Origin of the sequence: Polaromonas aquatica, from assembly GCF_050626995.1 — a bacterium.
GTDB classification, from domain to species: domain Bacteria; phylum Pseudomonadota; class Gammaproteobacteria; order Burkholderiales; family Burkholderiaceae_C; genus Polaromonas; species Polaromonas aquatica_A.
Window position 1 is genome coordinate 1,670,012 of record NZ_CP192467.1, and the last position, 18,368, is coordinate 1,688,379.

The window sequence follows — 18,368 nt, forward strand, 5'->3', positions numbered from 1 at the left end:
GGGAAGGACCACTAAAGCCCCGTCCCGGAGCCGCCAGCCATGCGTCTTATTTAATCCACAGGCGGATGGCGTCCCAGGCGCGGCCCAGGATGCCGGCCTCATCCACTGCTTCCAGTGCTACCAGCGGCACTTCTGCCACAGGGGCAGGGTTGTCGCCCAGGCTGACCTTCAGCATGCCAAGGGATTGGCCCTTGGCAAACGGAGCCACCAGTGGATCGGGGCGCGCCACCTGAGTTTTGACCCTGGCGGCACTGCCGGCAGCGACGGCCACCACGATGGCCTGCGGACGGCCCAGCTTCACCGTCGAAGAGGTGCCTTTCCAGACCGACGGGGTGACAACGGCCTGGCCTGCATCGAACAGCTTCACCGCCTCATAGGCCGTATAACCCCAGTTCAGCAGTTTCTGCGACTCATTGGCACGAGCGCTGTCGCTGGCGGTGCCCAGCACGATGACCAGCAACCGGCGTGGGCCTGGTGCGCCGGCCGCGCCCAGATTGGGGAAGTCGCGCTTTGCGGTGGCGATCATGCAATAACCGGCGGCGTCCGTATGGCCGGTTTTGAGGCCGTCCACCGTCGGATCGCGGAACAGCAGGGTATTGCGATTGGTGTCGTTGGCCGCCGGGGTTCCCGGATAGCGGTATTTCTTGATGGCCGAGTAGCCGATGTAATCGGGGAAATCCTGCATCAGGCGGGTGGACAGGATGCTCAGATCGCGCGCGGTGGTCGTGTGGCCGGGTTCGGTCAGGCCTTCCGGGTTTTTATAGGACGTGGACTTCATGCCCAGTGCCTTGGCCTGCTCGTTCATGAGGCGGACAAAATTTTCGGCCGATCCGCCCACGCCTTCTGCCAACGCCATCGTTGCGTCGTTGCCGGACTGCACCACCATGCCTTTGATCAGGTCTTCCACAGGCACCTGCATCTTCGGGTCAATGAACATGCGCGAACCCGGCATCTTCCAGGCGCGCTCGCTGACGGGGAAGGTCTGCTTCAGATCGATTTTTTTGGACTTGAGCGCATCAAACACCAGGTACTCGGTCATCAGCTTGGTCAGCGACGCCGGCTCGATGGGCGAGTCAATGTCCTTGGCCGCGAGGATCTGGTTGGCTGTCACGTCCAGCAACAGGTAAGAACGCGCGGCAATTTCAGGAGGTTGCGGCACCTGGGCGTGCGCCACTGGCAGCGCAACGGAAAAAACCAGTATCAGGGTGGCGGCGAAACCGCGCAGGCCCTGGACGGCGCGGGAGGCCTTGAGTGAGCAATGCATGTTGGAGATGTCAGTGGGAGGTGGGGTAACAAACGGAAAAAATCCGGGCGGGCCGGGGAAGTCAGGCGGCTGGCGATGAAAGGTGGCGAACCACCAGGTTTTTCAGCAGGGGCAATTGTCCATGAAAGAAATGGCCGCCCCCAGGCACAACGGTAACAGGCAGTGCCTGGGGCCGCGCCCAGTCCAGCACGGCGGACAGCAGCACGGTGTCGTCCTGCTCGCCATGCACCACCAGGGTTTTCAGATGCGCGGCCGCGTCAATGGGCGCAGCAGGCGAGCGGGTGACGCTGGTTCCGACCAGCACCAGCTTTTCAATGGCACGGCTGGCACCCAGGCGCTCGAAGGCATGGGTAGTGACAAATGCACCGAACGAAAACCCGGCAAGCGCCAGCGGGTGCGCGGCCGCGGCCGGCGCGGCGTGCTCCACCACCGCCAGAAGATCCTCAAGCTCGCCCCGGCCTTCGTCATGGCTGCCGGCACTGCCGCCCACACCGCGAAAGTTGAACCGGACGGCGGTCCACCCGCATTGCACAAAGGCCCGGGCCATTGTCTGCACCACCTTGTTGTCCATGGTGCCCGCGAACAGCGGGTGCGGATGCGCAATGACCGCCACGCCGCGTGACTCACCAGCGGGAAGGTCCATGGCAATTTCAATCGCGCCGGCGGTGCCCTGGATGATCGACTTGCGGGTTTGCGAATTCACTGTGACGGATCCATTCAAACAGATTGCTATCAAATAAGGAGCTGCTTACGCCCTACTTTATTGGGCTAGAGGGCTAAAAAATGCAATTCTAGAAGCAGCGACACTGCCTCGGGCACCGGCCTAGCGCCCAATGTGCGCGGGAAGCCGCAGGCGTTCGACGACTTTCCCGTTCTTCAGGTGCGACTCGACGATTTCATCAATGTCGCTGGCGTCCACGTAGGTGTACCAGACGGCTTCGGGATAGACCACGGCCACTGGGCCGCCTGCGCAGCGGTCCAGGCACCCGGCCTTGTTGACCCGTACCTTGCCCGGACCGGCCAGCCCCGCAACTTTCACCTGGGATTTGCAGCGGTCAAAGCCTTCCTGCGCCCGATGGTCGGCGCAGCAGTCTTCGCCGTTGGCGCGCTGGTTCAGGCAAAAGAAAACATGGCGTTCGTAGTAAGAGTTTTGTTCTGGCATGCCGTAACTTTAGAGGATTGTTGCGTTCCCCATGCTTCACCCGGGTTGGCGCCATGTCAGCGCTTGTTCAGCGCCGCGCCTCACGGCCCGAAAGTCGCAGCAACACATAGAGCAAAGCTGCATACGGCCAGAGCCAGCCCAGCCACTGCACCAGGCCGTGAAAACGGATAAAGCGGCCCTGCTCCCAGGTCTGCAGCGTTTGCGCAAAGTACGGGTCTGCGGGCGCCTGGTTGAGCAGTCCCAGGTGCGCAGTGAGCGCCAGCAGCGCCAGCGCCGCCGCGCCGCGGCGCGGCACCGGCAGCAGCGCCGCCGCCAGCACAACCGCAAACCCGATCCCCACCTGCACCGGCAGGTCCAGCCAGGCCCAGGCGTGGTCCGGGCCGTAGCTCAGCGCTGCAGACAGCGCCGACGCGGCGATGCCGACGGTGATGATGGCCGCTGAGAATGCCGCACGCTGCCAGAGCGTGCGGATCACGCAATAACCCAGCAGACAGGGAATCAGTGCGCCCAGGGCCACGCACAGCAATTCGGCAATCGGCACCAACGGTTGCAGCTCGATGTCGCGCATGGGCATCCACTCCAGGAAAGGCGTGTCGGCCAGCACCTCGGCCAGCGCCAGCTCCAGCCGCTCAAAGACCTGGCCCAGCCCAAGCGGCACCGAGGCAGGAAACAGCAGCGCCGGCGGCCAGAGCAACAGCAGCACCAGTGCCCCGCGCGCATCCTGCGCAAACCAGCGCCCCCGAAAGCGGCTCCAGCGATCCACAAAACCGGCTTTCTCCAGCGCCCACGCGCAGCACGCACCCAGCCACGCGCCGGCCGTATTGAGCACCAGGTCGACATTGGAAGGGATGCGGGACGGCAGGTAACTTTGCAGCGTCTCCATCAACAGCGACAACAGCATGCTGAGCAGCACCGCCACCGTGACGGCCCAGGAAACACGCCCGCTGCGCAATGCCGACAGCGCCAGCAGGAACCCCAGCGGCGCATAACCCATCAGGTTGGCGCCTACGTCGAACCCGGTCCAGTACTGCGGCAGCGGTGCGGTCAGGAACCTGAGCGGCGAAATGCCTTGGTCGCGCCAGTCGGCAAAGGGGTAAAGGCTTGCATAGATGACGAGGCAAACGGTTGCCAGCGCCAGAGGCCAGGCGGTGGTCTTATGCACACCCCTATCGTTCTCACTACGCTGAGTTGTTGGCACACCCCCGTTGTCCTCACTCCGCTGCGCTGCGTGTAGTTCCCTCCCCCCTTGCAGGGGGCGACGCGAGGCGCCCGGCGAAGCCGGTTCGCCCGCGTCTGCTGGATGGGGGGAGGGCTCGTTGTTCACTGCTCTGCCCGTGTGACCTTAGAAAGGCTTGACCACTACCAGGATGACTGCCGCTAACAACAACAGCACCGGCACTTCGTTAAACCAGCGAAACCACTTGTGGCTGCGGGTGCTGCGGTTGGCGACGAGCTTTGCCAGCAGGCGGCCGCAGGCGTGGTGGTAGCCGATCGAGAGCACCACGACGGCCAGCTTGGCATGCATCCAGCCGTTGCCCGGTCCACGGCCTATGCCGTAACCGAGGTACAGCCAGAGGCCAAAGCCCAGCGCGGGCACCGCCAGGATGGTGGTGAAACGCATGAGCTTGCGCGCCATCAAAATCAACCGTTCGCGCTCCGCCACGCTCTCCGGCGGCACCATCGCCAGGTTCACAAAGATCCGCGGCAGGTAAAAAAGCCCCGCGAACCAGCTGGCGATAAAAACGATGTGGAGTGATTTGACCCAGAGCATCCACAGAGTTTAGCCCCCACGCTTTTCACTTCGTGTAATGCGCTGCCCCCCGAGGGGGCGCTGCGCCTGCGGCCCGGCTAAGCCGGTTCCGCGGCCCCTGCTGGCCTCAAGAGCTGTCGCGTGCTGCGTGGGCAAGCATGAATGCGTCGGGGCAAAAAAATGCCCGGAGGCATGAAGCCACCGGGCTGTTAAGCCTTTTTGCTGTCACACGCAAAGGCCCCGCTCAGGGAGGAAAAGCGGGATGCAGCCACCAAATTGGTAACCACACGTATTAATTTTAACCACGGCCCTCCGGCCTTGGCAATAATTTTCTAAGCAACCTAAGAAACTTCCTGTAAGGCTGGAAGGCTTTCACGGCAACGCCGCCCTGCCAAATCCCGGCCAAATACTTCCGGGCTATTCATAAAGCTTTGGCACAATTTGCGCATGACATTGCATGCTCCCAACTTTGCGCCCTTCCCCGCAGGCCGCCCCCGGCGCCTACGCCGTGATGCCTTCACCCGCAACCTGGTCCGCGAGCATGCGCTCACCGCCCACGACCTGATCTACCCGGTGTTCGTGGTAGACGGCAAACAGCAGCGCCAGCCAGTGGCGTCCATGCCAGGCGTCGAAAGACTGAGCATTGATCTCTTGCTGCCGGTTGCGGAGGAATGCGTGAAGCTGGGCATCCCGGTCATGGCGCTGTTTCCAGTGGTGGACGCATCGCTCAAAACCTATGACGGCGTCGAAGCCACCAACCCCGATGGACTGATTCCGCGCGTCGTCCGCGAACTCAAGAAAAACTTCCCCGGCCTGGGCGTGATGACCGATGTCGCGCTGGATCCTTTCACCACGCACGGCCAGGACGGCCTGCCCGATGACAACGGCTACATCCTCAATGAAGAGACAGTGGCGATGCTGGTGCGGCAAGCCATGTGCCAGGCCGAGGCCGGTGTGGACATGGTTGCACCCAGCGACATGATGGACGGCCGCATCGGCGCCATCCGCCAGGCGCTGGAAGCCAAAAAACTCATCCACACCCGCATCATGGCCTACAGCGCCAAGTACGCCAGCGCGTTTTACGGCCCTTTCCGCGAGGCGGTCGGCTCCGCCGGCAACCTGGGCAAGGCCGACAAAAAGGTTTACCAGATGGATCCCGGCAACAGCGAGGAAGCGCTGCGCGAGGTGGCCATGGACATCGCCGAAGGCGCCGACATGGTGATGGTCAAGCCCGGCATGCCCTATCTGGACGTGGTGCGCCGTGTGAAGGACGCGTTCGGTGTGCCGACCTTCGCCTACCAGGTCAGCGGCGAGTACGCCATGATCAAGGCCGCCGCGCAGAATGGCTGGCTGGACCATGACGCCGTCATGATGGAAAGCCTGCTGGCCTTCAAGCGCGCCGGCGCCGATGGCGTGCTGACCTACTTCGCCATCGACGCCGCCAGGAAGCTGCGGCAGGCCTGACGCCAGGCGGCGCGCCAACCGCTATTAAAATGATAGCTGTTCGCGCCGATTCTTATTGGGCCAAGTGCCGATCTGATACTTAAATCCCGGGCAAAAGGTCTTTCATGCGCGTTTTCACCATCACTTCCGGCAACCAGGGCATCACCGAGACCGATGCCCTGCCAACCGCATTGCCAGCGCAGGGATTTGTCTGGGTCGCCTGCGCGCGACGCGAGTTCGAGGTGCTGCAGGCGCAGATCCAGGCCAGCCTGCAACTGCTGTGCGGCACCCAACTGGTGGACCTGCATGTGGCCGACCTGCTGAACAACCAGCTGCCCTCACATTACGACTACACCTCGCAGTACGACATCCTGGTGTTCCGTCGCCTGGCCGCTGGCCAAACCGAAACCGACCTCAGCGCGCCCGGGCAACCGCTGCACGAACGCATGAAGCGCAGCGGCCCGCCGGTGCTCAAGCGCATTGATACCAGCCCGGTCGGCTTTGCCGTGTTCGACCAGCTGCTGCTGACCGTGCACCCCACGGACTGCGCGGTGCGCGACGCGTATGCGGCCAGGCTACTGAATGCCACCACGGCCGAGTCGCGCTCCAGCGGCGTCAAGCTGCCCGCCAGCCCCGCCGACGTGATGCTGCGTATCGTCAACCAGATGGTGGACGGCTACCTTGAGTTGCGGCGCGAGCTCACGCGCCAGCTCGACCACTGGCAGGCCGAACTGCTCAAACCCGGCACCCGCTTTACCAACTGGAGTTCGGTGCTCGACGCGCGGCTGGCCATGCACCAACTGGACGAGATCTGCGAAGACCAGCGCTCGGCCGTGCAGGACTGGATCGATTCCATCGAAACCTGGCCCGAGGGCGGCACGCCCGCCGCGCTGCGCGAGCGCGAGCTGCTCAAGGTGCGTTCGCGCGATGTGCTCGAACACATCGAGCGGGTGGTGCACCATGTGCGGCGTATGGAACAAAGCGCCGAAACCGCGGTGCAGATGCATTTTTCGGCGCAGAGCAACCGCACCAACGACATCATGCGTACGCTCACGGCGCTCACCGCCATCTTCCTGCCACTAAACCTGATCACAGGTTTCTTCGGCATGAATTTCGAGTTCATGCCCTTTATCCGCTCCCCCGCTGGCTTCTGGTGGACTTTCGGGTTCATGATCATGCTCGTCGTGGTGGTTGTGACGGTGTTCTGGCGCAAGCAATACCTGGCCAGGACGCGCCGCTGACACGACGGCCCCCAACAGTTCCTGCCAACTACTGCCGCGATCCCCGCCATGCAGTCCGAAGCCCGCCCCAGCAATGCCTACAGCGTGAAGGTTGGCTGTGCAGGCTGGAGCCTGCCGCGGGACACCTGGCCGGAATTCCCTCCAGAGGGCAGCCATCTCGAGCGTTACGCAGCCCGCTTCAACGCGGTCGAGATCAATTCTTCTTTCTATCGCCCGCACCAGCCGTCTACCTACGCACGGTGGGCGAGCGCCGTGCCGGCGCACTTCCGTTTTTCCGTCAAGCTGCCCAAGGCCATCACGCACGAGCTTCGGCTGCGCCACTGCGGTGCCTTGCTTGATACATTCCTGGAACAGGCCGGCTGCCTTGGCGACAAATTCGGTTGCCTGCTGGTACAGCTGCCGCCCAGCCTGGTTTTTGATGTGGAAGTTGCCGCGGGCTTTCTTGCCACGCTGCGGCAGCGTCATGCCGGCGGGGTTGCGCTGGAGCCGCGCCATGCGAGCTGGTTTACCTCGGCGGCCGACGACCTGCTCAAGGCCATGAAGGTGGCCCGCGTCCTGGCCGACCCGGTAATGTTTGACGCAGCCAGCCGGCCAGGCGGCGACCCCGGCCTGGTCTACGTACGGCTGCACGGGTCGCCGCACATGTATTACTCAGCGTATGCCCCTGATGTGCTGAATGCGCTTGCCGTCCGGCTTGAGCTTGCGGCGGCGTCTGACGCTTGCGCCTGGTGCATCTTTGACAATACAGCCAGCGGCGCCGCGGTGCCTGACGCGCTGCGCCTCACCGGGAAGCTGGCACGAAGCTGATCCACCCCGGGGCAGGCAGCGCCCAGGAAAGGATGTCCCATGAGAAAGCAGTCCGCCAGGAAGACCCCGAAAGCAAACGGTGCCGACGACCTGACACGGGAAAACGTCGAAGCCATGCGGCGGGTGGAAGAAACCGCCATGGCCAATCGCAGCCGGGCCGACCGCATGGCCGCTTTTATTGCCGGCTTTTGTGGTTCCATGCCTTTTGTCTGGATGCACGTGGCCGCGTTTGCGTCCTGGATCAGCTTCAATTCATGGCCGGGGCTGGCGCATTTTGATCCCTATCCCTTTACCTTCCTGACGCTGGTGGTATCGCTGGAAGCCATCTTCCTCTCGTCTTTCATCCTCATCAGCCAGAACTATGAATTGCGCGTCAGCGACAGGCGCAACCAGCTTGACCTGCAGATCAACCTGCTGACCGAACAGGAAAACACCAAAATGATCCAGATCCTGGAGCGCATCGCCAAAAAGGTAGGCGCCAACATTGAAGGCGATCCGGAGATCCCCGTCCTCAAGGAAAATACCGATCCCGAAAAACTGGTTGCCCAGATCGAACAGGCGCAACGTGAAAACCCGCAGCGGTGAACGCCAGGCACCCTCACTCCCTGGCGCTCAGACCCAGGGTTGGGCCAAGCCTTCGTCCTTGAATGCCCGGATCACGGCAGGGCGCGCCAGCGCCCGCTCCAGGTAAGGGCCGAGATGAGGGCGGTTGCGCGCCGGTGACGACGCAAAGTTGCGCGTCCAGCGGCACAGCGTCAGCGCATAGATATCCACGGCCGAATACTTCGCACCCAGCAGCCAGGGTTGGCCATGATTTTTTTCAAGCCTTGCCAGCTCTGCGTCCAGCTGGTCCAGCATCAGGCCGACCTTGGCTTCCGCATGCGACTTGAGTTCGGCAACACCGGCGCTGTTGCCGGGGCTCATCCAGCGGTCGGTGTAGAAGTAAATGATCAAAGTGGACTGCACGGTGTTGGTCAGCCAGATCAACCATTTGTAGAAATGCGCGCGCTCCGTGCTACCCACAGCAGGGGCCAGGCCCGCCTCGGGATGGGAATCACACAGGTGCAGGCAGATCGCGGCGGTTTCATACAGCACCAGGTCGCCATCGACCAGCGTCGGGATCAGACCGTTGGGATTGAGCTTGCGGTAAGCCTCCGAGCGGTGCGCGCCCGTGCTGGTGTCGACGAGGACTTTTTCAAACGGCACACCCAGTTCCTGGAGCAGGATATGAGGCGCCATGGCGGCGGAACTGGGGGAGAAATGGAGTTTGTACATCTTGCGCATTTTGCCGCAGGCTCATTCTCCACATCTGCAAGCAAGGTGCTGCGGGACCGGCTTCGCCAAGCGGCAGGCGCCGTCCCTGGCGTGGGCAACAGGCTACACAGTGAGCCTGGGCGGGGGTGGTTTTACAGGCCAAAGATGCCGGCGGCATTGCCCCAGGCGATCTTGCGGGCCACGTCGGCGGGCAGGTCGCCCAGCCAGGTGCGGTATCCCTTCATGAGGTCGTCGTAATAAAGCCAGCGCTGGTTGACCCAGGTATCGGAGCCGATCATGAAACGGCCGGGGTATTTAAGCAGCAGTGCGCGCCATTCGGGACACAGCTTGCCGTCTTCGCACGTCAGGCCTGGGCGATACGACAGCTCTCCCATGAGCTGCGGGTACTTGCCCATCAGTGCATCGACCCGCGCCACGGGAGCGCCACCGATGCCGGTATGCGCCCAGATCAGCCGCACATGGGCGGCATGGGCCATCAGCAGGTCAATCGCCGTGTCGTCCACATGCGAGAGCACCGCCAGCTTGTTCTTTGCGGCGAACTGGATCAGTTTTTGGGCCACCGGGCCGTTGGCGTTGGCGCTGTCGTAGAGGTGGAATTCGCCGATGCCTTTGTAGGGACCGGCCTGGTCGCCCGTGACGCCGCGGGCAAACTCGGCCTGCACCATCTCGTAAATGGATTCGTCGCGAAACCAGTTGTCGTAGTCGGCGCGGTTGCGGTACAGGCGGATGAAAGGCACCACCGTCACGCCGGCCTGACGGGTTTCCCGCATGGCGGCCAGCGACTTCGTGCCGTCATTGGGCCGCGAGTTGGCCACGATGGCCTTGACTCCGTTACGCTTCATGCGGGCCAGGACATCTGCCGGCGCATGCGGACCACTGTTGCCGTTCCAGGCCTCTTCGTTGTAGTGCAGGTGCGTGTCAAACAATGGACCGGCGTAGTCGGCCGCTCGCGCAGTCGCCGAAAACGCTATCAAAACGATAGCTACTCGCACACATTCGAAAAGGGCTACGACCAGAAAAGGCTTGAATCCGGAGACAAAATGCATGATCAGGCCAGCTTGGCGGCAAAAAACGCCAGCGAACGCTCACGCGCCAGCTTTGCCGCCGCTTCGTTGTACGAGCCGCGCTGGTCGCAGTTGAAACCGTGGTTGGCCTGGTACACATGCACCTCGACTTCCGGGTGCGCCTTGCGGAAGGCCTCAACCCCATCCATCGGAATCCAGTGGTCCTGGTCGCCGAAGTGGGCCATGACGGGACACTTGGGCTGGCGCCCGATTTCCTCCTCGGCCGTGATGCCGCCCCCATAGTAGGGAATGGCTGCGGACAGGCCGTTGAGCAGGCAGGCCGCACGCCAGGTCAAGAGGCCGCCCCAGCAAAACCCGATGATGCCTACCTTGCCGCCACTCGCCTTCGCCGCGTGATCAATTGCCGCCTGGATGTCCTGCAGAACACCGGCGCCCGGTAACGCGCTGACGGCGGTTTTCAACTCGAAGCCGGCTTTCATGTCCGCCTCGCTGTAGCCCATGTCGACGCCGGGTTTGACGCGCTCAAACGTGGCAGGCGCCACCGCCAGGTAGCCTTCCGCCGCAAAACGGTCCGTGACACCGCGGATGTGCGAGTTGACACCGAAAATTTCCTGCACAACAACGATGCCGCCGCGCGGTTTGCCTGCGGGTTGTGCAACATAAGCCGGCACGGCAAAGCCGTCGGCGGCGGTAAGCTGGATGAATTGGCCCATGGTGTGGATGCTCCTTCGACAAAAAGAATGCGGTCTATGAAATGGCGGCAGTTGCGGCGTTGCCCAACTTCAAGCGGATCCCCGGAGTTTGCGCTCCACGAAATCAAGCCGGTCCTGGCCCCAGAACAGCTCACCGTCCACGACATAACTGGGCGCGCCGAACACGCCCGCGTCAATCGCCTGCTGGGTATTGGCCTCATAGCGCTCCTGCACCGCCTGGCTGAAGGACTGTTCCAGCCGCTCGGCAGGCAAGCCGCATCCGGCGAGCAGCTCGGCCAGCACTTTTTCATCGGCGATGTGGCGCTCGCGCACCCACACGGCGCTGAAGATGGCGCCGCCGATCTTCATCGCGGCTTCAGGGCCGTCGTGCAGGTTCACCGCAATGATGAGGCGCGAGGCTTCGTCGCCGGACACCGGGAAATATTTGGGCTTGAGGTTCAGCGGTGCATGCAGGTAGTCTGAGTAGCGCTGCAATTCCAGCAGGCGGTAAGCCTGGCGCTGCGGCGCGCGCTGCCCCAGCGGCAACCCGCCCGAGATGGGAAACACCTTGCCACCCAAGTCGATGGGCAGCACATTTACCACGGCGTCCGCCGCGCGGGCGATCTGGGCAAAACGTTCGTGGCCCAGATAAGTCCATGGACTTTGCGGCGTAAAGTAATAATCCACAACGGTGCTCATGATCGTCTCCGGTTTGTAGAACCTGTTTACGATCTAAACGGGGCCGCGCAAGCACCTTCCCGGGATGGGATGCAAGGCGCGGCGCGCTGCCCATAGCACCGCTATGGGTTAGCGCCGCAACGCCGCAGACCGCCCGAGAAGGTACTTGCCCTCCGGGTTGGGGTGAAATCGGGCGATTGAGCCACCCGAGCCCTTGCATGGGCATGAGCCCATGCGGCGTTCCCGGTCGGCCCACTCATCCCGATTGCACCCCAACGCGGCTCCGTTTAGATCGTAAACAGGTTCTTAAGGCCTGTTCAAGTACATTGGCCCGATGCAATCCCCGTTTTTACCCGGGATTGCCATTTTCTGCAGGAGGTCCGGTTTGTCAAAAGTTCTTCTGATCACAGGTGGCTCGCGCGGCATAGGCGCCGCCAGCGCCCTGCTCGCGGCACGCCAGGGTTGGGCGGTGGCCGTCAACTACACCAGCAACTCGCTGGCAGCCGACGAGGTGGTGCGGCAGATCCGCCAGGGCGGCGGCCAGGCCATCACGGTGCAGGCCGACGTGGCCGATGAGGCGCAGGTGCTGGCCATGTTTGAAAAAGTCGACGCCAAACTGGGCCGGCTGGACGGCCTGGTCAACAACGCGGGCGTGGTCGACAGCACCACCCGCGTCGACGCCATGACCCTTGAGCGGCTGCGGCGCATGTTCGAGATCAATGTGTTCGGCTCATTCCTCTGCGCACGCGAAGCCGTCAAACGCATGAGCACACGTTACGGCGGCGCGGGCGGCGCCATCGTCAACCTCTCCAGCGTCGCGGCGCGCCTGGGCGGGCCGGGCCAGTATGTGGACTATGCGGCCGCCAAGGGTGCCATCGACACCTTCACCGTCGGGCTGGCCAAGGAAGTCGCCACCGAAGGCATTCGCGTGAACGCCGTGCGCCCCGGCATCATCGACACAGACATCCACGCCTCGGGTGGCCTGCCCGACCGGGCCCGCGAGATGGCGCCGCAGGTGCCCATGCAGCGGCCCGGCACCGCCGATGAAGTGGCCGAGTCGATTGTCTGGCTGCTGGGAGACAATGCGGGCTACACAACCGGCGCATTCCTGGATGTTTCCGGGGGGAGGTAGAGCCCCCACGCTTCCCCACTTCGTGTGGGTCGCTGCCCCCGAGGGGGCCGCCCGCCTGCGGCCTGGCAAAGCCAGTTCCGCGGCTCATGCTGGCATAAGCAAGGCGGGCCGGTGGAGCAACAGGTTCGCGCTGCCGCTTGAGTTGTCATTAAGGAAGACCGATGGATTTCAAACCGCTTGTCACGCTGCTGGCCATCGTCAACCCGCTGGCCATCGTGCCGTTTTTCATTCATTACACCCAGGGGTTTTCCGACGAGCAACGCCGCCGCACCATTCTGGTTGCGGCCTTCTCGGCGTTTATTGTCATTGCCATCAGCGCAGTGCTGGGGCTGCAGATCCTCGACTTCTTTAGCATCTCGCTGGCAAGCTTCCAGGTGGGCGGCGGCATGCTGCTGCTGATCAGCTCGATGAACATGTTGAATGCGCAACCCGCTGAAGCCAAACCACTGACCAATGAAATGGAAGACGGCGCAGAAAAGGCCGCACGCGGCGCCAGCATCGCGGTGGTTCCGCTGACCATCCCGCTGCTGACCGGTCCGGCCACCATGTCAACGGTGGTGATTTATGCCGAGAAGGCCCAGACGGCCCTTCAAGTCGCTGCGCTGGTCGGCTACGGCGTGGTGATTGCGCTGGTCACCGCCGTCAGCTTTTCACTGGCCGAACCGATTGCCCGCGTGCTGGGCAAGACCGGCATCAACGTCATGACGCGTTTGATGGGCCTGATCCTCGCCGCGCTGGCTGTGGAGGTGATGGCCGGCGGGTTGGGCAAGCTCTTTCCGATACTGCTCCGCTCCTGAACACGGGTTGAATACAGATGGCCGGCGCGCGCATCCTGTTGGTGGAAGACGATCCGGCGATTGCCCGGTCCATCATCTACGCGCTGGAGCGCGACGGCCTCACCGTGACGCACAGCCTGCTGCTGGGTGACGCGCGCCGCCAGCTTGCGTTGCAAATGCCCGACGCGGTGATCCTGGATGTCGGTTTGCCCGACGGCAACGGCCTGGATTTATGCCGCGAGCTGCGCGCCGCCGGCAGCCTGCCGGTACTGATGCTCAGCGCCCAGGGTGAGGAAATCGACCGCGTGCTCGGGCTCGAGCTGGGCGCCGATGACTATGTGAGCAAACCCTTCAGTCCGCGCGAATTGCTGGCGCGCGTGCGCAGCCTTCTGAGGCGTGCACGCATGCCTGCCCCTGCGGCGGCGCCGGCTGGCGCCAATCCTTTCGTGATCGACGCCGCGGGCCAACGCGCAAGCCTGCACGGCCACCTGCTCAACCTGACACGCCGCGAGTTCGGCCTGCTGGCCGAGCTGCTGCGCCACCGCGAACGCATCCGGTCGCGTGATGAGCTGCTCACTGCGGTTTGGGGGACGGATTCAGACAGCACTGACCGCACGGTAGACACCCACATCAAAACCCTGCGCGCCAAGCTGCAGGAAGCAGCGCCGGAGCACGACTACATCGTCACTCACCGCGGTATGGGCTACAGCCTGAAAGTATGAAACACCTCGTTGCGGACTCACTGCGTGTAGCCGCCTCCCCCTCAAGTTGCGGCGCCTGTGGTCCGGCAACGCCGGTCCCACGGCCCCTGCTGGAAAAACCCGCTGTGCGTCAATCGGTATGCGTTTAGGAATTCGTCTGCTCTTCGGCTTCTTTCTGGTCACGGGCCTGGCGGCATTTTTTGTGCTGCGCGTCTTCATGGCGGAGGTCAAACCCAGCGTGCGTGAAGTCATGGAAGACATGATGGTGGACACCGCCAACATCCTGGCCGAGCTGGCCAGCGACGAGCTGTCGGCCGGGGCTATCGCGGAGGGCCGCTTTGCAGGCCACGTACGCAACTACGCGCGCCGGCCAATTGACGCGCAGATCTGGGGCCTGTCCAAACAATCACTGGATTTTCGTGTGTATGTGACCGACGCCGGCGGCAAGGTGGTGTTCGACTCGGAGAACGTGGCCACCGGCCAGGATTATTCGCGCTGGCGCGATGTGGCACTCACCCTGCGCGGAGAGTACGGCGCCCGCGCCACGCGGGAGGTGCAGCAGGACGACCGCAGCTCCGTGATGTATGTCGCCGCGCCGGTGCAGCAGGGCGGAAAGATCATCGGCGTGCTGACCGTCGCCAAGCCGATGTCCACGATCCAGGGCTTTATTGACCGGGCCGAACGCAAGATCTTCCTAAGCGGCCTGCTGCTGCTGGTGTTGTCGCTGGCCATCGGCGTGGCCGTGACGCTGTGGGTGGTGTGGAGCATTCGCAAGCTGCGCCGCTATGCCAACGCCGTCGGCCAGGGAGATAAACCCGCGGTTCCGCAGATACCGGGTGAGCTTGGCGAGCTGGCCATGGCAGTCGATGCCATGCGCCTGAAGCTCGAGGGCCACGAGTACATAGAAGATTACGTGCGCGCCCTGACGCACGAGCTCAAGAGTCCGCTCGCCGCGATCCGCGGCGCGGGCGAGCTGCTGCAGGACGAGCTTCCCGAACACGCGCGCCGCGAGTTTTCGGGGCAGGTACTGGCCCAGTCCGGCCGCATGCAGGCGCTGGTGGACCGCATGCTCGAACTGACGAAGCTGGAGCAGCGCCATGCAAAGGTAGAGCGCGAGCGCCTTCTGTGGGCCGGCTTCCTCGCGTCTTTTGAGGCAATCGCGCCTGCAGGCCGGCCCCAGCATGTCATCGAAATCGTAGTCCGGCCGGAACATGCCGGCGTGCATGCGGAGCCCGGCCTGCTGGGCCTGGCGCTGAGCAACCTGCTCGAAAACGCGCGCTCGTTCGCGCCCGAGGGTTCGACGATCACCCTGGAGGCGGGGCCAGATTTCGTTGCTGTGCAGGATGCAGGGCCCGGCGTGGCGGACTACGCCCTGCCCAGGCTGGGTGAGCGATTCTTCTCGACCGTGCGCCCCGACGGCCACACCAAGGGCTCGGGCCTGGGGCTGGCCATCGTGCGCCAGATCATGCTGCTGCACGGCGGGCGAATGGTAGTGCGCAACACGCAGCCCGGGCTGCGGGTCGAGCTGCATTTCTAGGCGGGCCGCCCGGCCTGCGCAGAGAGCCGCCGCGCCCATCAGGCCACCGCCTTCGCAGCTTCCTGCTTAGGCGCTTCCATCTGTTTGAAGCGTGCGTACCAGTCGATCTGGCGCGTCAGCATCATGATCGCAGCGAGCACGGCGAACAAGGCGACCGCGCCAAGCAGCAAGGCGGTTTGCTCCATCCGCAGCAACACAAACAGCATGCCATACAACGTGGCAATGCCCAGGCCAAAAGGCAGGCCGCGCGACCAGCTACCCAGCATGTGGCTGGCGTAATAGGTCAGCAGCAACACGCAGGCGGATGAGGCAATCGCATACGCGGTCTCAAACGGCATATGTTCCGAAAGACTCACCAGCAGCAGGAAAAACATGCTCATGGCCGCTCCTACCAACAGGTACTGGATCGGATGCACACGCAGCGACTTCATGAACTCAAACAGTCCCACGGCCAGAAACGTGAGGCCGATGAATAGCAGGCCGTATTTGGTGGCCCGATCGCTCAGCGCATAAGTATTGGAAGGATCGACAAAGGTCACGCTGAAGGCTTCAACGCAGGAATGCGTCATCGAACTGTCGGTGTAGGACGGGCAAACGCTCTTGCGCTTGCCCGCATCCCCTTGCGTCACGTCCTGCTGCGCCGTGCTGGCCAGTGAGCTGACGCGCCAGCTGGCCTCAAAGCCGTCCTCTGTCACCTTGCGGTCTACCGGCAGGAACTGGCCGCTAAAACTGGGGTGTGGCCAGTTGGACGTGAGCTGTACCCGGGTGTCGCCGCCCAGCGGCACGACCGAAATGCTTTCGGTACCTACCAGTTCCAGCTCAATCTGCGCCTGAAGCGGCGCCGCGCCGACCATCGCCATGGACAGCGGCGCATGCACGCCGCGCGGGTAGCTGCCGTAAAAGGTGCCGGGCTTGAGCGCCAGCACCTGTTCGCCCATCTTCACACTAGCGTGGCGTATGCCGCGCGAGTCGGACACTGCCATCATCAACAGCGGCTGGCCGCAGTTCATGCGCGAACCGGTGTGTTCTGCGGTGGGCTTGAGCGCCGAAGTGTCTGTCCACTCGGCCACGATGTCGGCCTTCAGAGTAAAGACCTGCGTGGCATGCAGGCCACGGGCCCGCGGCTCCAGCTTGCTGGCCCCTTTCACCGTGAGCGAAGCCGGCGCAGCCACCAGCGTGAATTCGCGCCGCTCGGTTTGCACCCGCTTGTCGGCATTCAGAACGTCCCATTCCTCGGTGCAGGCCCGGTGGATAAGCGGGCCGGTGAGCGTCTGTGGGCCTGCCAGGCTCTGGGCCACGCTCTGGATCGCGATCTGCCGGTAGGTCTGGCGGTCGTGCACCACACCGCTGATCTTGAGCAGTGCGAGGACCAGCAATATCACCACCAGAGCCAGTGCGAACATTTTTTGCTTCATGACTTCCTTTCGTTTTGAACAACGAAGGGAAGTGTGCAAATCCTGTGTGAGGCCAGGATGAGCTGCGGGCCGCGTGTGTGAAGCGAGGGTGAAGTGGGGGCATTTACCAGCGGGCAGCCGCGGAACCGGCTTTGCCGGGCCGCAGGCGCCGTCCCCTGCAAGGGGAAAAGGGCTACATGCAGTGAGCCCAATAGGGGTATACCAATTTCAGCGCCCCCTTGTAGGGGGGAACGGGCTACACGAAGTGAGCCCGGACGGGGGTTTGTTATTTCTTGCGAAGCAACTTGACTAGCTGGTTGCTGGTATTGCGCAAGCGCTGGGCCATCATCTGCGTGATCTTGACCAGCAGCTTGGCGCCTACACCCGGGTGGTCACGAATCAGGAGAGCTATCTCATGGCGGCCCCACACACCCGCCTGCACCGCGTCGATGGCGGTGCAGGTGGCATACCGTGGCTCGCTGTCGAGCATGGACATGTCCCCTATCGCCGCGCCGCCGCGCACCACGGCTACGCGCGAGACGGCCGGCTCCGCACCGGCTTCAGCCTGCGCTGCGTCGGCAACCGATTCGAGGCGTTTCGTCACATCGACCGTTCCCTTGAGGATCAGCATCATCCAGTCACCGGCCTCGCCTTCCCGGATCATGACCTGCCCCGGTTCGGCGCGAACCAGCAGCATGGAGGCCCCCAGAATGTCGGCCTCCGCGGGCGTGAAGTCCTGCAGCAATTGCGAGTTCTGCAGCAGGTCGGGGCCATAGGCGCTCAGGCGTTCGCAGCAGCCGGACACATGCAGCCCGGCGGCGTCCAGTTGTTCCTCCAGCGTTTTCATGATGCGGGCTGCTTCAGCGCGCCGGGGTCTGCTGCAGCCATTGGTCCAGCTCTTCGATGGCGGCATCGGTGGCTGCCGTAAGCGCCCGGACGCCGCCGGGAGCGTCGTTGCTGGACGCAGGACGTTGCACGATGACATTGCGCTGGCCGACCAGCTTTTCGCCCGCGGGTGTCACCTCGAGCAGCGTGGCGCGCAGGCGAATCAGCCCCACGCTGGTATTGGGCGCCGTGAACAGGTGGCTGAACTCTTCAAGGTCCAGGCGCAGCAACAATGGCAGCACGGCGTTCTGGCTGCGGTTGAGTGCCACGCTGGAGCCGGCGCTGAACACGGCGCGGCGCTGGCCAAGCTGCTCACGCAGGCGCTGGCGCACCAGCTGCGCGGGCGGCATGCTCCAGCGCGCCTGCGAATACGGCCGCAGTTGTTGCGCGTCGGTATAGGCCAGTCGGTACAGCACCGCCATGTTGTCAAGTGCGCCACCGGAGGTGGAGACGTCGTCAAGCGCCAGCGGCGGCAGCGGCGCCTGCCGCGTGCTGGGCTGTGTGGCCAGGGGGCCAGGGCCGAAGTCGTACATGGTGGCGCGCGTAGGCTTGTCCGGCAGGCCCGAACAGCCGCTAACGGCCAACACCATGAAAATCACAACAAAA

At 63.5% G+C, this 18,368-nt stretch carries 20 protein-coding genes; 8 read left to right on the top strand and 12 right to left on the bottom strand.

The window, feature by feature from the left end:
* Positions 1 to 46: 46 nt before the first annotated feature.
* The 5 genes from ACQ4MS_RS08015 to ACQ4MS_RS08035 all read right to left on the bottom strand — a co-directional run bounded on the left by ACQ4MS_RS08015 (position 47) and on the right by ACQ4MS_RS08035 (position 4,197).
* Positions 47 to 1,264 carry a D-alanyl-D-alanine carboxypeptidase family protein gene (locus tag ACQ4MS_RS08015; protein WP_431098909.1) on the bottom strand — a complete coding sequence of 406 codons (1,218 nt, stop codon included), beginning with the start codon at positions 1,262 to 1,264 and terminating at the stop codon, positions 47 to 49.
* 61 nt (positions 1,265 to 1,325) lie between these two features.
* Positions 1,326 to 1,967 (bottom strand): alpha/beta hydrolase, encoded by a 642-nt coding sequence (locus tag ACQ4MS_RS08020; protein ID WP_431098910.1) that lies wholly within the window; start codon positions 1,965 to 1,967, stop codon positions 1,326 to 1,328.
* 120 nt (positions 1,968 to 2,087) lie between these two features.
* On the bottom strand, positions 2,088 to 2,426 hold the full coding sequence (locus ACQ4MS_RS08025; RefSeq protein WP_431098912.1) for a (2Fe-2S) ferredoxin domain-containing protein: 339 nt from the start codon (positions 2,424 to 2,426) through the stop codon (positions 2,088 to 2,090).
* Positions 2,427 to 2,493: 67 nt separating this feature from the next.
* Positions 2,494 to 3,588: a VanZ family protein gene (locus ACQ4MS_RS08030; protein ID WP_431098914.1), complete on the bottom strand. Its 1,095-nt coding sequence runs from the start codon at positions 3,586 to 3,588 to the stop codon at positions 2,494 to 2,496.
* A gap of 180 nt (positions 3,589 to 3,768) precedes the next feature.
* Complete coding sequence (locus tag ACQ4MS_RS08035; protein WP_431098916.1) at positions 3,769 to 4,197, bottom strand: CopD family protein; 429 nt, start codon at positions 4,195 to 4,197, stop codon at positions 3,769 to 3,771.
* A 426-nt stretch (positions 4,198 to 4,623) separates the two neighbouring features.
* Between ACQ4MS_RS08035 and hemB the strand changes: the two genes are divergently transcribed.
* The 4 genes from hemB to ACQ4MS_RS08055 all read left to right on the top strand — a co-directional run bounded on the left by hemB (position 4,624) and on the right by ACQ4MS_RS08055 (position 8,252).
* Positions 4,624 to 5,640 carry a porphobilinogen synthase gene (gene hemB, locus ACQ4MS_RS08040; protein WP_431098917.1) on the top strand — a complete coding sequence of 339 codons (1,017 nt, stop codon included), beginning with the start codon at positions 4,624 to 4,626 and terminating at the stop codon, positions 5,638 to 5,640.
* Between the two features lie 104 nt (positions 5,641 to 5,744).
* Complete coding sequence (locus ACQ4MS_RS08045; protein WP_431098918.1) at positions 5,745 to 6,860, top strand: magnesium transporter CorA family protein; 1,116 nt, start codon at positions 5,745 to 5,747, stop codon at positions 6,858 to 6,860.
* Positions 6,861 to 6,908: 48 nt separating this feature from the next.
* Positions 6,909 to 7,667, top strand: coding sequence for a DUF72 domain-containing protein (locus ACQ4MS_RS08050; protein ID WP_431098920.1), 759 nt, complete (start codon positions 6,909 to 6,911; stop codon positions 7,665 to 7,667).
* Between the two features lie 39 nt (positions 7,668 to 7,706).
* Positions 7,707 to 8,252, top strand: coding sequence for a DUF1003 domain-containing protein (locus tag ACQ4MS_RS08055; RefSeq protein ID WP_431098922.1), 546 nt, complete (start codon positions 7,707 to 7,709; stop codon positions 8,250 to 8,252).
* 27 nt (positions 8,253 to 8,279) lie between these two features.
* On the opposite strand, the gene ACQ4MS_RS08060 is transcribed toward ACQ4MS_RS08055, so the two are convergent.
* From ACQ4MS_RS08060 to ACQ4MS_RS08075, 4 genes are all read right to left on the bottom strand, one after another.
* A complete protein-coding gene (locus tag ACQ4MS_RS08060) occupies positions 8,280 to 8,942 on the bottom strand; it encodes a glutathione S-transferase family protein (RefSeq protein ID WP_431098923.1) in 663 nt (220 codons plus the stop codon).
* Positions 8,943 to 9,073: 131 nt separating this feature from the next.
* Positions 9,074 to 9,988 carry an amidohydrolase gene (locus tag ACQ4MS_RS08065; protein ID WP_431098924.1) on the bottom strand — a complete coding sequence of 305 codons (915 nt, stop codon included), beginning with the start codon at positions 9,986 to 9,988 and terminating at the stop codon, positions 9,074 to 9,076.
* 2 nt (positions 9,989 to 9,990) lie between these two features.
* A complete protein-coding gene (locus tag ACQ4MS_RS08070) occupies positions 9,991 to 10,680 on the bottom strand; it encodes a dienelactone hydrolase family protein (RefSeq protein ID WP_431098925.1) in 690 nt (229 codons plus the stop codon).
* Between the two features lie 69 nt (positions 10,681 to 10,749).
* Positions 10,750 to 11,358, bottom strand: a complete 609-nt coding sequence (locus tag ACQ4MS_RS08075; RefSeq protein ID WP_431098926.1) for a 2-hydroxychromene-2-carboxylate isomerase — start codon at positions 11,356 to 11,358, stop codon at positions 10,750 to 10,752.
* Positions 11,359 to 11,722: 364 nt separating this feature from the next.
* Here ACQ4MS_RS08075 and ACQ4MS_RS08080 point away from each other — a divergent pair, with 364 nt between their 5' ends.
* The 4 genes from ACQ4MS_RS08080 (at position 11,723) to creC (ending at position 15,483) form a co-directional block, all read left to right on the top strand.
* Positions 11,723 to 12,469, top strand: a complete 747-nt coding sequence (locus ACQ4MS_RS08080; RefSeq protein WP_431098928.1) for an SDR family oxidoreductase — start codon at positions 11,723 to 11,725, stop codon at positions 12,467 to 12,469.
* Between the two features lie 161 nt (positions 12,470 to 12,630).
* Positions 12,631 to 13,266, top strand: coding sequence for a MarC family protein (locus ACQ4MS_RS08085; protein ID WP_431098929.1), 636 nt, complete (start codon positions 12,631 to 12,633; stop codon positions 13,264 to 13,266).
* 17 nt (positions 13,267 to 13,283) lie between these two features.
* The gene (gene creB, locus ACQ4MS_RS08090) at positions 13,284 to 13,967 is read left to right on the top strand and encodes a two-component system response regulator CreB (protein WP_431098931.1); all 684 of its coding nucleotides are present in this window, start codon (positions 13,284 to 13,286) and stop codon (positions 13,965 to 13,967) included.
* 118 nt (positions 13,968 to 14,085) lie between these two features.
* Positions 14,086 to 15,483 carry a two-component system sensor histidine kinase CreC gene (gene creC / locus ACQ4MS_RS08095; RefSeq protein ID WP_431098933.1) on the top strand — a complete coding sequence of 466 codons (1,398 nt, stop codon included), beginning with the start codon at positions 14,086 to 14,088 and terminating at the stop codon, positions 15,481 to 15,483.
* Between the two features lie 38 nt (positions 15,484 to 15,521).
* On the opposite strand, the gene creD is transcribed toward creC, so the two are convergent.
* The 3 genes from creD to ACQ4MS_RS08110 form a co-directional block, all read right to left on the bottom strand.
* A complete protein-coding gene (gene creD / locus ACQ4MS_RS08100) occupies positions 15,522 to 16,898 on the bottom strand; it encodes a cell envelope integrity protein CreD (RefSeq protein ID WP_431098935.1) in 1,377 nt (458 codons plus the stop codon).
* Between the two features lie 265 nt (positions 16,899 to 17,163).
* Positions 17,164 to 17,724 (bottom strand): Crp/Fnr family transcriptional regulator, encoded by a 561-nt coding sequence (locus ACQ4MS_RS08105; RefSeq protein ID WP_431098936.1) that lies wholly within the window; start codon positions 17,722 to 17,724, stop codon positions 17,164 to 17,166.
* 13 nt (positions 17,725 to 17,737) lie between these two features.
* Positions 17,738 to 18,352 carry an ABC-type transport auxiliary lipoprotein family protein gene (locus ACQ4MS_RS08110; RefSeq protein WP_431098937.1) on the bottom strand — a complete coding sequence of 205 codons (615 nt, stop codon included), beginning with the start codon at positions 18,350 to 18,352 and terminating at the stop codon, positions 17,738 to 17,740.
* Positions 18,353 to 18,368: the final 16 nt, after the last annotated feature.